Raw genomic sequence first — 15,812 nt, 5'->3', positions numbered from 1 at the left:
ATGGAGAGGAATAATATATGGATATTATAGGGCGTACTGCTCCAACAACTTTGAAGCCTCAAATTTCAGCTCCAGCCGTACCTACATCTATTGATATGCTGGGTGTTCCTGAAGTCGTTATTGAAAACCTTGTGCTGAAGCACCTATCAGCCTATCCCAAGTCGGATGTTTTAGAGCTTTCTAACTATTTGTGTGTTGTGACACATATTGTTGAAAGTGCGTTGGCTGTGTTGAGAACAAAGTCATTGATTGAAGTTTTTCAACCAACCTCTAACCTTTCTCTCTCATCGACATCTCATAGCCACGTCCGCTACTCCCTTTCTGAGAAAGGACTTGAAGATGCTGATCTTGCCTTTAAACGTGATGCTTATTTAGGCCCCGCACCTGTTTCACTTACTCAATATAGTGATGTGGTAAAGCAGCAAGATCTAAGAGTAGAGTTAGTGACTCGGCCACATGTCGAAGCAGCACTGAATGATGTATATGGTGTCGATAGAATGATTTCGGTATTGGGGCCTGCAATCAATTCTGGGCGTGCCTTGTTGCTGTATGGGCATGCGGGGACTGGTAAAACATTTGTAGCTTCACGTATTGTCAATGCGCTGCATACGTCTGTTTTCATTCCTTATGCCGTTTATGCATTAGGCAACATCATTAAAGTGTTTTCTGCACAACATCATAAACCGTTAGATAACAACGGCAGCGATAAACGTATTTCCCTCAAAGATCAATACGACAAGCGCTGGCTTAATTGTGAAAGGCCAAATATCCAGGTGGGTGGAGAGCTCACTATGGATATGCTTGAAGTGAATCATTCTGAGAACAGTCGTGTCTGGTTAGCTCCAGTGCAAATGATGGCGAATAATGGGATTTTTATCATTGATGATCTTGGTCGACAGCCCATGCCTGTGGATGCGCTTCTTAACCGTTGGATTGTACCTATGGAATATTCCTTTGATTATTTATCGTTACCTAACGGCCAGCAAATCACGATGCCGTTTGTTCTAACGCTTGCCTTTTCTACCAACTTAAATCCCAAGAAAATAAGCGATCCTGCATTTTTACGTCGTTTAGGTTACAAAATTGAATTCAAGCCGCTGAATCAGCGAGATTATGAAGCTTTATGGATGAGCGTCGTCGCTGATAAAGAGGTAGAGCTTCAAGATGGTTTTTTTGAGCGTTTGTCTCAAATGCACACGCTTCTCAAGGTGCCACTTTTCCCTTGTTTACCGAAAGATCTCGTTGGTATAAGTAAAGACATTCTTTCGTTTGAGCAACTCCCACCTGTTATCACATTCGATATTCTTTCCATGGCATGGGAAGTCTATTTTACCTCTGATGGACACGAGGAAGAGAATAATGAATAAGAGTCAAGTTTTCCTACTGTTTTTACTGTCCGTAGTATTCGGCTTAGCGGCTGTATTTTTTGCTAAGCAGTGGATGGATGATCAAGTTCAGCCAACCGTTGAAGTTGAAACGATCGAGCGCCACCCCGTTGTTGTGGCGTCACAAGAAATTGAAGCCGGAACCATTATCGAGGATCAGTTCTTAACCACCAAGTTGATGGAAGTTGATTGGATTAATGAAAATAACTATTCAGATAAAGCGGAGCTGATTGGCAAGGTTGTTGCGAATACTATCTATGCCGGAGAGGTGCTTCACAAGTTACGATTTACTGTACCAGGAGAAGGGTCAACATTGGCTGCTCTTATCCCTGAAAATAAACGTGCGGTAACGATACGAGTTGATGATGTTATTGGTGTGGCAGGTTTCTTATTACCGGGTAATAAGGTTGATATTCTCAATACCGTTTCTTACGGAAAAAATTCTGCAGCGACTCAAACAGTTCTTAAAGATATTAAGGTTTTGGCTGTAGACCAAACGGCTAAAACGAAGGAAAACAGTCCGATTATTGTACGAGCGGTAACTCTTGAGATGACGCCGAAAGAGGCCGAGAAGCTTCTCACGGCTAAAAGCAAAGGCAGTATTCAGCTGACCTTGAGAAACCCACACGAAGTAGAGAAAAAAGTGGTTCGTCGATATGTGCCTAGACCAAGTGTCACCATTATCAAAGGTACAGAAACATCTAGTGTGCGCGTCAAGGATTGAGGTGAGATATGAAAATATTATTAGCGTGTGTTTTTAGTCTGATTTGTTTTTCGGCAGCCAGTGTTGCTGCACTACAGACGGGAAAAACGGTCACGGTTCCACATCACAAATCTACGCATGTGGTGCTGTCGGGAAAAGCGGCGAAGGTTTCTCTTGGTGATCCTGAAGTCTTAGACATTGTGATTTTGAAATCTAATGAGTTGTTCTTAATTGGTAAAAAATTAGGGGCAACAAATTTGATGGCTTGGGATTCACGAGGTCAGTTGATTGAGTCGATTAATATTGAGGTTACTCATGACCTAAATAGCCTCAAAGCTAAATTGTATGAGTTCCTTCCTGATGAAACTATCGAGGTGCATAGTGCGCAGAATCGCTTACTGTTAAGTGGTCAAGTGAGTAACCAACAACAAATGAATGTGGCGATGCGAATCGCAGAAACCTATTCGTCAGGGCAGGCTGCTGATGAATCAAAAGAAAGCGGAAGTGAGCAAGCTGCAGCGACAGGTGTTATTAACCTAATGTCTATTGGTGGTGCTCAACAAGTCATGTTAGAGGTGACGGTTGCAGAGGTTCAGAGAAGCTTGGTAAGAAAGTTTGATGCGAATTTTCATTTCTTCCAAACAAGTGGTTCGGATTTTTCTTGGGGAGCGTCTTCAGTCCCTGCGGGTGTGTTAGGTGCAACCCCAATTTTCAATATTCCTACCTCTACTGATTACGGTATTTTAGGTTCTTTCATTGATAGTAATACCTTGTTTACTTTCGCACTGGACGTAGCAAAACAAAACGGGGTCGCTAAGGTATTAGCAGAGCCAAACTTAACCGCATTAAGTGGTTCTAAGGCTGAATTTTTAGCCGGTGGTGAATTTCCTATCCCTGTGCCAGACGAAGATGGCATTACCATTGAATACAAAGAATACGGTGTAGGTTTAAAGTTCATCCCGACGGTACTCAGTGATAAGAAAATCAACTTAAATCTAGCGGTCGATGTTAGCGAGATAGCTAATAGCAGCTCATTGACCATTGATCCTGGTAGCACAAATGCCACTTATGTTATCCCTCCAATCACTAGACGAAGTGCCTCGTCGACACTTGAGCTAGCCGACGGCCAAACAATCGGTATTGCGGGTTTACTCAGTGAGAATGTCAGAGATGTCAGCAACAAAATGCCGGGTATTGGTGATGTTCCTATTTTAGGTCAGCTCTTTAATAGTCAAGAGTATGTGTCTGGAGAAACTGAGCTGGTCATTCTTGTTACGCCTCGACTCGCCAAACCGGTGGATCGAAGTAAAGTAACACTGCCAACTGATGCCTTTGTGGACCCTAATGACTTGGAATACTATTTGTTAGGCCGAAGTGCTTACATAGCTGCACCGTCTGAATCTGATTCAGAGCAATCTCAAGCTTCACAGGATATATCACCGACCGATGGTGGTAGCGAAGGCTCATTTGGGCATGATTTATAAGGGGATAGATATGACTAAAATAATGATGATCTTTCTCGCAATGTTATTAGTTGGCTGTGCGAACGATGCTCGTTTAGGGCATTCGGTAGCACTAGTGAAAACAGAGCAAACGTATAACCCTAATGCTACCCAAGAGAATTTACTCGAAGTACCTGATGGTACAGGGGAGCGGATGCAGACTGGTTACGACAGATATGTTGGCAGAGGTGAAAACGATCTGTCCGGAAGTAGTAGCCAGATCTTAGAAGATTTTAACTAAATCTGGAGGTACTCATATGTTGTATCGAGTATCACAAAGCCCTAAAAAACAACAAGGCTTAGTTGTGGTGATGATTACTGCTGCCTTGTTGGTTTTTCTAGCGGTCTCAGCGCTAGCTGTAGACATAAACCATATGGTTGTAAATAAAACGCGTTTACAAAATGCGGTTGATTCTGCAGCGCTGGCTGCCGCAACCATATTAGACAATAGCAAAGATAAAGACGCGGTGGATGCAGAAGTCGGTACGGCGCTCAATGCCATGGCGGCTTCAACAGGGAACCAAGAAATTGATTTCTCGACCGCTTCTATAAGCATTGATTATTCGAATGACCCACAAGATTTTACTGGCACGGCGACGTTCGGTGCAAGTGATGATGTTTATGTGCGAGTTCGCGTAGATGCACTAGAGATGGATGAATTTTTCATTCATATGTTTGGTCTTGATAAGGAAGTATCGGCAAGTGCCGTTGCTGGGCCAAGCTCTGGGCAAGATGTAGTTAATAACGTTGTACCCATTGGGGTGTGTATTGGTGATGGCACTTCGGATAACGATATTGACCCAGAAGATGGCTATCACGATGTGACAGGCGAAGAGATAGTTAATGTCTTTGGCTATGAAGTCGGAACGGTCCACGCATTGAAGGTGGGTGACAGTAGCTTGTCAGAAATGGGCAACGGTAATTATCATCTGTTGGATTTCGGTTCCGGTGGTAAAACCGTCAAAGAAGGTTTAGGTGGTAGCTATGACCAGCCAGTCAAAATTGGTGAAGATATCACGACGAAACCTGGTGGCACGGTTGGCCCCACAGGCGATGGTTTGAATACTCGTTTTGGCGATTATGGTGGTGGCTTATCGGCATCCGATTACCCTTCAGATTATGTAACCACAGAACCTACCAATGAAATAACGATTGATGCAGGTACGGGAGAGATAGATTCTGACGGAAGTTATACCTATGCTCAATATGAGTCAGATACCAACGCCTGTATAGCAAACGGTGGTTCCGGGTGTGCATCTAATGGTGTTGCTTGGCGTCGTATTTTACCCATTCCTATGGTTGATTGCTCAGGTAAAAGTGGTGGTGCAACTGACTTTACCGTAAACAAAATTGGCTGCTTTTTCTTGTTACAAAAAGCTCCTACTAACAACTCAGGTACACCCGCCGTTTTTGGTGAGTTTATCCACTCTTGCAGTGTTGCTGGTGGATCTGGTAGTACAACGTCGACAACGGAAGGGACTTATAAGATTGTTCTGTATAAGGACCCCAATAGTGGGGAATCTTGATCATGAAGCCATCTAATCAATTTCAACAGGGGTTTGCTGCCGTAGAGATGGTCATCGCGACTCCCGTTTTACTGTTTTTTCTAGTCTTAGTTCTAGAGCTTGGCAATATTCTTGTTCATTACAATGTGATATCGAAGTCAGTGCAGAATGGCGCTCGTTATGCGGTTAGTGAAGTGTATGGAACCATTGGTGGAACCATCGCACCGACGTCTGAAATTCAGAATGTCGTGGTCTATGGTCAGAACAGCGCAGGAAGCGCAGGAACAGCTGTATTATCTTCATTGACGACATCGGATGTGACCGTAACCCCGCCTTCAGGCGACAGTTATGTACGAGTTAGTGTGACGTATGATTATGTTCCACTCTTTTTGTCTATCCCTTTTTCGAATGAGAGTTTTGCTGTTCCATTAAGTGTGACTTCAGTGATGAGGGTGCTGTGATGATAAGACTTAAAAGACGAACCAAAGGGCTTGCCATTATTGAGTTCACTTTGGTCTCATCATTAATTTTTCTGCTGCTCTTCCTCATTTTAGCGTTAGGTGCCTATATATTTTCGCTGCAAATGGTCAGTGAAGCGACTAGGAAGGCTGCTAGGTTAGCGACGGTATGTTACGTCCTAGATAGAGACAATATTGCGGGAATGGTGGTGGATGATATTCCTCTTGTTGGATTTACTAATGCTAACTTAGAAGTGGCTTACTTAGACGCGAGCGGGGGAGAGGTTGCTTCTGATTTTGAAGCTAACTTTGGCAGTATTAAGTTTGTACGTGCTAGCGCTACGGGTTATGGCATTCAGTTAATCAGTAACCTAAGCTTTCTAGGAGAGAATGGATTTCTTGCTGCCCCTGCGTTTGAAACAATATTACCAGCTGAAAGCTTGGGTGTGGTTAGGGCGGACTCTGAAAAAAGGAATCGGTGTCCATAAGTTATTTATTACAGGAGTAGCGGTATGGGGGAAGCGATCAAAATAACGCCTAATGAAAACGATAAAGATATGACGCGTTTAAGAACGAACCTAAAGGTTTGGTTAGTCTATAGCACTGACGCCTTTCATTCACATATGAGTCAAGAGCTAAAAAAATGCCGAAATGTTCATGTAACGTCATTTTCTCTTGCGGCAATGAGTGAAGAATACTTAAAAAGTGCAGATGTCCCAGAGCTTATTTTCGTTGAAGCTAATGGGAATTGGGCTCAAAAAATGGTTGAGTTGCAAGGGTATGATTTGTCTTTAGAAGACAAGGATTTGTCTTTAGTTGTGCTTGGTGATGAAAGTGATAATGGGTCACTAAAAATCGCACTTCGCTTAGGGGCTTCAGATTTTCTGTCTCACAATGTGACTCTATCGGACTTACTTCCATTATTGAAGAAAACCGCTTCCGAAAAGCTTGAGAACTCCAGTTACGGAGAGTTTATCTTGTTTTTGAACACCAAAGGAGGGATGGGGGCAACCACCTTGGCGTTAAATACTGCCATTGAGATGGCCACTCAACATCCTAATGAAGTTCTTTTACTCGATATCGATCTTCAGTTTGGCGTGATTCCAGACTATTTGAACATAGTACCGACTTATAGCGTTTCTGATGCGATCAACAGTTCTAATGATTTGGATGAAATGTCTTTGGGCTCTTTGGTAAATAAACACGAATCAGGTCTTCATGTTCTAAGCTTTAAACATGAAAATAACGCTGATGATTTCGAGCAGGCTCAGAAAATTGGCAGATTACTTCCAATTCTGCGTCGTTTCTACCCTTATGTGATCATTGACCTATCTAGAGGCTTAGATCACGTATTTGCATCAGCAATATCACCTGCGACTAAAGTACTTTTGGTTTTGCAACAGAGCTTAGTGTCAGTAAAGAACACAAGCCGACTAATTAAATCTCTGAAATTTGAGTACGGCTTACAAAGTGACTCAATAGAGGTCATTCTCAACCGTTATGAAAAGCGACATTCAATTAAGTTGAAAGACATTGAGCAAGCAGTGGGCAACCACGACATACACCTTATGCCAAATGATTTTAAAGTCGCGCTAGAGAGTGCCAACTTGGGGCAGCCGTTAGTTCAGTCGAGAAAAAAAAGCTCTATTACTCGCTCTATCATCGACTTATCTCATGTTCTTTCACCACCAGAGCAGGAAGAGAAAGGGTGGCTGAAAAAGTTGTTTTCATAATGGGTTGATGAAAAGTAAACACGAGGGATTGTGATGTTCTTTAAACGAAAAAATGTAAATCCAGAGTTTGAAAAAAAAGTAGAACAGATTTCGCATGATTCAGAAGATGCCAATCCTGTTGAACGTTTATCAAGTGTTGAGACGTCCAGTAACTCTCGGACAGAAGCTAGCGTTGAAAGGGAGAAAGCGATCGATGAAGCTCGAAAAGTACTGGAGCAAGAATTATCAATCAAACACTTCTTTCACAAGCAGTTACTTGAAACGTTAGACTTAGGATTACTTTCTAGCTTGGAGAAAGAGCGCGCCAAGCTAGATTTGCATGAAGCTATCGTTCAGTTGATGGCTGATGATGGTAGTCATGCACTCAGCGCAGAAGGTCGTAAACGGGTTATCAAACAGATAGAAGATGAAGTTTTTGGTCTTGGTCCGTTGGAGCCCTTATTAGCTGATCAAACTGTGTCGGATATATTGGTCAACGGCCCAAAAAGTGTTTACGTTGAGCGAAGGGGTAAACTCGAAAAAACGCCCTATACTTTTCTTGATGACCGCCATTTAAGAAACATTATTGATCGTATCGTCAGTCAGGTTGGTCGTCGTATCGATGAAGCATCACCTATGGTAGATGCCCGCTTAGTTGATGGTTCCCGTGTTAATGCGATAATCCCGCCTCTCGCACTCGATGGCCCTTCAGTTTCGATTCGTCGTTTTGCCGTCGATCGTTTGACGATGGATAACTTAATTGGTTACGACTCAGTCTCGCCTCAGATGGCTAAATTTGTAGAGGCTGCGGTGAAAGGTGAGCTGAATATCTTGATTTCAGGAGGGACGGGGTCAGGGAAAACAACCACACTGAATATCTTTTCTGGTTTCATTCCGCGAGACCAAAGAATTATTACCATAGAAGACTCGGCAGAATTACAACTGCAACAACCACATGTCATTCGCCTAGAAACCCGTCCTGCGAACCTAGAAGGGAAGGGAGAAATCAGCCAGCGCGAATTGGTTAAAAATACCTTGCGTATGCGACCTGATCGAATCGTGGTTGGGGAGGTTCGTGGTAGCGAAGCCGTTGACATGCTAGCGGCGATGAATACCGGTCATGATGGATCTCTTGCTACCATTCACGCTAATACCCCTCGTGATGCCTTAAGTCGTGTCGAAAACATGTTCTCGATGGCAGGGTGGAACATATCAACCAAAAATTTACGAGCTCAAATTGCTTCGGCTATCCACCTTGTTGTTCAAATGGAACGCCAAGAAGATGGTAAGCGTCGTATGGTGAGTATCCAAGAGATCAACGGCATGGAAGGTGAGGTGATTACGATGTCGGAAATATTCCGTTTTCAGCGTAAAGGTATTGATGAAGACGGCAATATTATCGGTTATTTCACGGCAACGGGGGTTGTGCCTCAATACCATGACCAGTTAGTCAAACGTGGACTCGACCTGCCTTTTGAGCTCTTTAGTGAGACCAAAGGCTAAGGATATATTATGGACAATGTAAGCGTTTCATTAGGTCTATTATTCATTGCGGTGCTTTTTATCTCTCAAGCTTTGTTGCTCCCTGCTGCAGGGAAAAAAGCGAAGCACAAAGAGTTGTCTCGACGCTTGAAAGAGACGCAACGTAATATCGATGCAGAGAGTTTGTCATTACTAAAAGAACACTATAACAAAGATTTATCTCCAGTAGACCGCAAGTTAATCGTCATTCCATATTTTGCTGGCTTAAAGAAAATGTTGGAACTAGCCGGCTTTAAATTAGCATTGAGCCGCTTTTTACTCATAGTTTCTCTTTGTGGTGTGTCGCTTACATTGATAGCGATAATGACCAACCAAGTATGGTTCATTAGTGTCGCGGCATTCATTTTTGCTTGGGTTGTTGCCTATCTATTTGTGCAAAATCGAGTGACCAACCGAATGGCTCGATTTGAGGAACAGCTTCCCGAGGCTTTAGATGTTATCCGACGAGCATTGCAAGCCGGGCAACCGTTGGTTCAATCATTTAACGAGGTTGGAGAAGAGCTCCCTGATCCTATAGGTGCCGAGTTTAAGAACACTTATAACCTGCTCAACTATGGTTATGACTTACGTTTGGCAATTTTACAAATGGCAGAGCGAGTCCCAACCGTTTCAATGCTAGCTTTTTCTAGCGCCGTAATGTTGCAGAAAGAGACTGGGGGAAATTTATCCGAGAATTTGCAAAAGGTATCTGAAGTACTTAGAGCGCGTTTTAAACTGGAAAGGAAAGTCAAAACGCTCTCGGCTGAGAGTCGGTTGTCAGCATGGATCTTAACGTTATCACCCTTTGGTTTGTTTTTTGCTATGCGGGTAGCTGGTCCCGAATACATCGAGCCACTTTACACAGATCCACGCGGTCTCTCTATGGTGAGTGTCGGTATAGTTCTTTTGGCTATCGGAGCCTTGTGGATTAAAAAGATCATCAGCATAGAGATTTAACCTATGGAATTATTAAATATTGAAGTTTGGAAGCAGATGTTAGCAGACTTTGGGGTCAGCTCTCAGATGGTTATCTATTCGATGATTTTGCTTACAACAGTCTTGTTAACACTAACGCTTGGATTTCTTTTTTTAGGAGCCCGCTCTCCTTTGGACAAGAAGCTGAGACAAATATCAGAAGACGGATCTCCGACTGGCAGGAAACCTTATAACTTCTCTAATACGCTCGAATCATTAAGCCCTTTTTTAAGTAAAGGTAATAAAAAAGATAATGAAACCTACTCGGAAAAGTTGATGCATGCAGGGTTTCATGAAAAGAGTTCATTATCGGTTTTCTATGCGTTGAAGGTTCTATCTAGCTTGATAGGTATCGTCGCTGCTTTTATGGTTTATTACATAGCGTTGGGCGGAGAGTACAATAATTTACTCATCATGATCTGTGTTTTTCTTGGTACATTCACACCTAATATTATTCTATCTAAGCTACAAAAAGAGCGTCAGAAAAAAATAAGAAACGGTGTTCCTGATGCATTAGATCTTCTTGTTGTATGTACTGAGTCTGGACTTGGTTTTAATGCGGCTCTTGGTCGTGTTGCATCAGAGCTCTATGTCTCTCAGCCTGAACTCGCGGATGAACTAGAGACGGTATTTGCTAAAATTCAAGCGGGTGTCACCATGCCTGACGCACTTAGGCAGCTTATCGAACGAACCGGTTTAGTCGAATTGGAAGGTTTGGTTTCTTTACTTTCTCATGCATCGAGAATGGGCGGAAGCTTAGCGCAAACGCTCCGTGACTATACTGAAGATTTTAGAGATAAGCGTCAGCAAGCCGCTGAAGAAATAGCGGCGAAAATACCGACTAAAATGTTATTCCCTATGTTGATATTTATTTGGCCTTGCTTTTTCATTGTTGCACTTGGCCCTGGACTCTTGATCGTAATGGACGCATTAAGTGCGCCGGGAGCAAGTTTATGATTTTATACAATAAGTTTCTTCTACTACTATTGCCAATTTTGCTACTTGGTTGTGCTTCTTCCGATGAGCCAACCAACCAATTTGATGCCGAATTGTATTCGGGTAAACCAATCGATAGTTTGACTAGTGATGATCCACCGCTAAATGAAAAAGAAGCAATTATGCGCGGTGACATTGCTCTGCGAGACAATAATATAGATTTGGCGTTGTATGAATACATACGCTCTTTGTCTTTCCCTGAAAAAGAGTTTCACGATAAAACCCTGTTCACTATTGGCCAAATACATTCGTCTCGCGGTAACTATGCGTTGGCCGAGAAAGCTTACCTTGCAGCACTAGATTTTAACCCCGCCCACACAGAAGTTTTGGAACAGTTAGGCGTTCTATACACCAAACAACGTCGTACAGATGAAGGGCGTAGTTATTTCTTTAAAGCGATTAATTCAGATCAAGTTCGTTTAAAAAGCAGTGAAACTATCCAAAATTACCAAGCGTTGAGCCAAAGTGAAGTGGCCAGTTTGAAGGTCGATAGTATGTCTCCAGCATTGGCTTATATGGGGATTGGTGTACTGGAAGATGTTGACGGGAAGCATCAGATTGCACAAGAGTACTTTAAAAAGTCACTGACGATAGATAAAAGTTCAGTCAAAGCTTTGTTGAATATGGGCTATTCTCATTACATGTACGGTAACTACAAGGAAGCCTATCAATACACGCGTTCAGCTTTAGAGTTGGACCCTAATAATGAAAAAGCTCAAAATAACCTAGCGCTTATTTATTTAGCATCTGGGGATATAAAAAAAGCAACCAACGTATTCATGAGGCATATGGAAGCTCCGGAGGCGTTAAATAATGTCGGCTACTTCTTGATATTACAAGGAAAGCCCGATCAGGCAGTTCCTTATTTACAACAAGCTATCAATAAAAAATCATCTTACTATAAAGTGGCTAATGAAAACTTAAACAGAGCACTAGCGGAAGTGAGAGAGATGGAGCAATAGGGATTTGATTTTGGCTCAATGAAAAGGATATTCATATTGCCTAAACGCGAAAGCTTTAATAGAGATATCATTGCAATTTCTGCTCTTTGGCTAGTTTGTGCCACAGTGATATTTTTTTATAAGTGGGAAAGCGTTTCAATACTCAACTTGAATGACAATGACGACTATATGCGTTTTGTTCAGTTTCAAGAGTGGATGAAGAACGGCCATTGGTATCTAGAGCCGATGAGCAACTTCAATGCCGCTGATGGTATTATTGTTCATTGGTCTCGATTTCCTGACCTAATACTATCTTTAGTCGCTTTCCCATTGCTATTTATGGTTGATGACAGTATCGCGTATGCAATCTCAATTTCCATTGTCCCTTTACTCTACTTATTCTTGTATGCGCTCTCATGCTTTTATCTATGCGAACATTACTTTGGAGAGAAGTATCGATTTGTAAGTATGATGTTCGCAGTTTTTTCTCCTGCTATCATACACTTCCTACCTGGTTCTATTGACCATCATAATATCCAGCTTGTTTTAGCAACTCTCTTCTTATCTATAACACCAATTACGTTCAACAACCTAAAACAATCATGGCGAGTGTATGCTCAGTCTGTTTTTCTGTCTTTATCTTTGTGGACGGGGGTGGATAATGTATTGTTATTTATGGCATTCCTTGTTTCTTATACGGTGTATTTCTGCTTTTTTTGTCGTGAGTTTTTTATCTATATATCTAGGTTATATTTGACCTGTGCAGTTTTTGGTGCTTTTGCAGTCCTATTGAATAGGCCGTACGATGAGTTCTTTATTTTTAAGTATGACGAGGTCTCATTTATTCTTGTTATTCTATTATTTAGTGGATGGACCTTCGTTAACTTATACAATCGATTGTCGAATCAAAAACAGAACTCGACCCAAAGATTAATATTATTACTTCCCCTTAGTTTGTTATGTTTAGCCCCTGTTGCCGTTCTTTACCCATCACTCACCAGTGCATTCTTAATAGATTACCCACCGATACTTAAGCTGTATTGGCTTGATCAAGTTGCCGAAGCGAAATCTGTCGCAACATATATTGCAATGAATGGTTTTTTGTCTTTAGATAATTATGTATTGCTACTCACTCCTGCAATTTTATATCCATTATTTAGGTATAAAAACCACCACTGTACCATTCTGTATCTGATTCTTATGTTTAATCTCGTACTTGCGGTTTTTTGGCAGATCAGGGTGATTAGATTATGTTTTGTTGTAGCGGCTCCTTTACAGGCCTACGTTGCTATTCGAGTGTCTGAATACATCAAGTTTTCAATATTGAAAGCAATCGTTATTTTTTCAGCAACGCCGTTAGCGATTGCATTTAGCATTCTTGTTTTGTCACCCATGGACGACGTTAAAACTCAATTAAATGGTAGTAAACCGCCCAATCTCTTTGATGTGTTAAAGGACAATGGCATTAACTCACAAACGATACTTTCAGGTATGGAGACGGGAGCCCCAGTATTAGCGAAAACCAGCAACAGTATTATTGCTGCGCCTTATCACCGAAATATTGTCGGTAACCAGTTTTTGATTGAGGTGATGTTGGAAGAAGATCTTGTGTTGGCTGAACGAAAGATTATAGACAAAAACATCGATGTTATTGTTGTTGGCAACGATCCTCACTTGTTAATTTTAAAAAAATCAGCGGGAGAGGGAGCGCTTATTAATAAACTCTATAGTTCAGATACGCCTACTTGGTTGGAGGTCATACACGATGACATTGAAAGTGGTTATCGAGTTTTTAGGGTAAGGGGAAGTTCATGAATAGTGTGAAAATTGCAATATTACTCCCATGTTATAACGAAGCCGGAGCCATTGGCGAAACGGTTACCTCTTTTCAAAAAGCCTTACCAGATGCATCCATTTATGTTTACGACAACAATTCGACCGACAACACGGTCAACGAGGCGTTACAAGCTGGGGCGATTGTGCGACATGAGCCTCGCCAAGGTAAAGGGGAAGTCGTGAGGCGGATGTTCTCTGATGTTGAGGCTGATGTTTATGTGATGGCTGATGGCGATGACACTTACGATGCGTCAGTATGCCCGGTGTTGATCGAGCAATTAAGTAATGAAAAGCTCGATATGATTATTGGAAGTCGTGAGCGAACTTCAATGGCTTACCCAAAAGGACATATCCTTGGGAATAAGATGTTTTCATCACTGATTAACTTAGCATTCAATGCACAATTGAATGATGTATTTTCTGGCTATCGAATTATGAGCCATCGATTTGTCAAAACCGCACCTATCTTCAGCGATGGCTTCCAAATAGAGACAGAGCTCACCGTGCATGCGTTACACCATAATATGCCAATCAAAGAAGTCTCAACTAAATACCAATCTAGACCGGAAGGGACCTCCAGTAAACTGAACACCTTGAGTGATGGCCTCAAGATACTAAATTTTATCTTGTTCTTATTGAGAGATGTAAAACCAATGTTTTTCTTTGGCGTGCTCTCGATATTGCTTGGTCTTATTTCATTGAGCTTAGGTATTCCCGTTATTGTTGAATTCGTTGATACGGGTTTAGTGGCAAGGCTACCTACAGCTGTTTTGTCTAGCTCAATAGCTTTGATCGCTGTGATGTCTTTTTTCTGCGGTTTGATACTCGATAACGTATCACGAGGTAGGCGAGAGATGAGAATACTCTCTATTTTAAGATTTAAGGACGATAAATAATTAGGCCGAGGTTTTTGGCCAAGGGAGCTGCACTCGAGTGCTTGAAGTGCTAGGTGGAGTTGCAATTGTATAATTGCTGCTGTGATGGCGATTTTGATTAAAGTAAGAAGTAGGCGACTAGCTCCCCTACCTCTTACTCTCAATTATTACTTAGATTGCGAGACCGGTAATCGCACCCAATAACATGAAGATCCCCACTAAACCTACAATCGGCATCTTCACGGTTTTCAATAGCCAAACACCAACAATGATCAGAGCGAAGTCTAAGCCGCTACTCACTGCACTTGTGAAGATGGGTTGGTATAGAGCCGCAAGTAATAAGCCGACTACAGCCGCATTCACACCTGTAAGCGCCCCAGCTACCAGAGGCTTACTCGCAATTGCCTGCCAGTTCTTCAGTACGCCCAGTAGCAATAAGAAGCCCGGTAAGAACACTGCAATTGTTGCGAGCAGTGCCCCTGTGATCGGTGCTGATGGCATTAATACATAACCTAGGTAAGTGGCTAACGTAAACATCGGGCCCGGTACGGCTTGCGCTGCGGCATAGCCTGTTAGGAAGGTATCTTGAGACAGTTGGTCACCAATGCCATTCTGTAACAACGGAAGAACCACGTGACCGCCACCGAATACCAAGCTGCCTGCTTGGTAGAACAAGCCAAATACTTCAATGCCTTGAGAGTAAGCACTGAATAGAGGCAGACCAACCAGTAAAGCAACGAAAATCACGAGTGGTGTTAACGATATCTTGTGCGTCGAAGGTGCTGTTTTTAATTCGTGTGAGGTTAAAAATTTGCTGCCAATGATTGCTGCAAATAGGAGCACTAAGACTTGAGGCCAGATCCCAGGAATCAAAAGTAGAACAATCGCGGTGATCACACACAGTGCTGTTGCTACCTTTGATTGGCAAAAGTTTTTGTACATGCCGAAAGTGGCGTCAGCTACAACCACGACCGCGAGTAGCTTAAGTCCGTGGATGATTGAAATGAAAAGCGGCGCTTCTAACAACTGGTTGCTCACTAAGGCCAATATCAACATTAGGATGACTGAAGGGGAGGTGAAGCCGACAAATGCGGCAATCGCACCGGTTAAGCCACCTTTTTTGTAACCAACCGCGAAGCCAACCTGACTTGAGCCTGGACCCGGCAGAAATTGACTGAGGGCGACAATTTGCCCGTACTCTTCGTCGGATAACCAATTCAGTTTCTCAACAAAGGTTTTACGGAAGTAGCCAATGTGTGCCGCAGGTCCACCGAAGCTAATCCAGCCAAGCCAGAAAAAGGTTTTAAAAATTGAAAGCATGATCGATTCCAGATAAATGTTTAGCGTAATTTAGGTGGAGTTGAACTATGATTCAAATTAATTATTTTAATTATAACTATGAA

General features: G+C 42.3%; 15 protein-coding genes. 14 read left to right on the top strand and 1 reads right to left on the bottom strand.

All coding sequences use genetic code 11. The annotated features are described in order from the left end of the window. The first annotated feature begins 17 nt into the window (after window positions 1-17). Genes AC3CH4_RS12175 through AC3CH4_RS12110 form a run of 14 tightly spaced genes read left to right on the top strand, consistent with a single transcriptional unit; the run spans window position 18 to window position 14,430 of the window. Entirely contained in the window at window positions 18-1,367 is a 1,350-nt protein-coding gene (locus tag AC3CH4_RS12175) for a P-loop NTPase family protein (RefSeq protein WP_488526633.1), read from the top strand. Next, window positions 1,360-2,109, top strand: coding sequence for a Flp pilus assembly protein CpaB (gene cpaB / locus AC3CH4_RS12170; RefSeq protein WP_372157841.1), 750 nt, complete (start codon window positions 1,360-1,362; stop codon window positions 2,107-2,109). Before AC3CH4_RS12175 ends, cpaB begins: the two co-directional genes overlap by 8 nt. A gap of 8 nt (window positions 2,110-2,117) precedes the next feature. Next, a complete protein-coding gene (locus AC3CH4_RS12165; protein WP_017084223.1) occupies window positions 2,118-3,572 on the top strand; it encodes a type II and III secretion system protein family protein in 1,455 nt (484 codons plus the stop codon). Further along, window positions 3,535-3,831, top strand: coding sequence for a hypothetical protein (locus tag AC3CH4_RS12160; protein WP_017084222.1), 297 nt, complete (start codon window positions 3,535-3,537; stop codon window positions 3,829-3,831). The genes AC3CH4_RS12165 and AC3CH4_RS12160 overlap by 38 nt, the downstream gene beginning before the upstream one ends. 16 nt (window positions 3,832-3,847) lie before the next feature. Next, window positions 3,848-5,116, top strand: coding sequence for a TadE/TadG family type IV pilus assembly protein (locus AC3CH4_RS12155; RefSeq protein ID WP_017084221.1), 1,269 nt, complete (start codon window positions 3,848-3,850; stop codon window positions 5,114-5,116). A 2-nt stretch (window positions 5,117-5,118) separates the two neighbouring features. Further along, window positions 5,119-5,556 carry a TadE/TadG family type IV pilus assembly protein gene (locus tag AC3CH4_RS12150; protein ID WP_488543014.1) on the top strand — a complete coding sequence of 146 codons (438 nt, stop codon included), beginning with the start codon at window positions 5,119-5,121 and terminating at the stop codon, window positions 5,554-5,556. After that, complete coding sequence (locus tag AC3CH4_RS12145; protein ID WP_488543013.1) at window positions 5,556-6,041, top strand: TadE/TadG family type IV pilus assembly protein; 486 nt, start codon at window positions 5,556-5,558, stop codon at window positions 6,039-6,041. Before AC3CH4_RS12150 ends, AC3CH4_RS12145 begins: the two co-directional genes overlap by 1 nt. A gap of 24 nt (window positions 6,042-6,065) precedes the next feature. Next, complete coding sequence (locus tag AC3CH4_RS12140; RefSeq protein WP_017084218.1) at window positions 6,066-7,286, top strand: AAA family ATPase; 1,221 nt, start codon at window positions 6,066-6,068, stop codon at window positions 7,284-7,286. A 33-nt stretch (window positions 7,287-7,319) separates the two neighbouring features. After that, complete coding sequence (locus AC3CH4_RS12135) at window positions 7,320-8,768, top strand: TadA family conjugal transfer-associated ATPase (RefSeq protein WP_029224627.1); 1,449 nt, start codon at window positions 7,320-7,322, stop codon at window positions 8,766-8,768. Between the two features lie 9 nt (window positions 8,769-8,777). Beyond that, window positions 8,778-9,743 (top strand): type II secretion system F family protein, encoded by a 966-nt coding sequence (locus AC3CH4_RS12130; protein ID WP_017084216.1) that lies wholly within the window; start codon window positions 8,778-8,780, stop codon window positions 9,741-9,743. A gap of 3 nt (window positions 9,744-9,746) precedes the next feature. Next, on the top strand, window positions 9,747-10,718 hold the full coding sequence (locus AC3CH4_RS12125) for a type II secretion system F family protein (protein WP_017084215.1): 972 nt from the start codon (window positions 9,747-9,749) through the stop codon (window positions 10,716-10,718). Further along, window positions 10,715-11,719, top strand: coding sequence for a tetratricopeptide repeat protein (locus tag AC3CH4_RS12120; protein WP_488543012.1), 1,005 nt, complete (start codon window positions 10,715-10,717; stop codon window positions 11,717-11,719). Before AC3CH4_RS12125 ends, AC3CH4_RS12120 begins: the two co-directional genes overlap by 4 nt. Before the next feature lie 18 nt (window positions 11,720-11,737). Further along, window positions 11,738-13,513: a hypothetical protein gene (locus AC3CH4_RS12115; protein WP_488543011.1), complete on the top strand. Its 1,776-nt coding sequence runs from the start codon at window positions 11,738-11,740 to the stop codon at window positions 13,511-13,513. Beyond that, window positions 13,510-14,430: a glycosyltransferase family 2 protein gene (locus tag AC3CH4_RS12110; RefSeq protein ID WP_488543010.1), complete on the top strand. Its 921-nt coding sequence runs from the start codon at window positions 13,510-13,512 to the stop codon at window positions 14,428-14,430. Before AC3CH4_RS12115 ends, AC3CH4_RS12110 begins: the two co-directional genes overlap by 4 nt. A gap of 150 nt (window positions 14,431-14,580) precedes the next feature. On the opposite strand, the gene chrA is transcribed toward AC3CH4_RS12110, so the two are convergent. After that, window positions 14,581-15,729, bottom strand: a complete 1,149-nt coding sequence (chrA, locus tag AC3CH4_RS12105; RefSeq protein WP_488543009.1) for a chromate efflux transporter — start codon at window positions 15,727-15,729, stop codon at window positions 14,581-14,583. Window positions 15,730-15,812: the final 83 nt, after the last annotated feature.

Source organism: Vibrio sp. QJM3NY_26, from assembly GCF_057786005.1.
The sequence above is the reverse complement of the archived record's forward strand: the minus strand, read 5'-3'. Positions and strand labels throughout refer to the sequence as shown.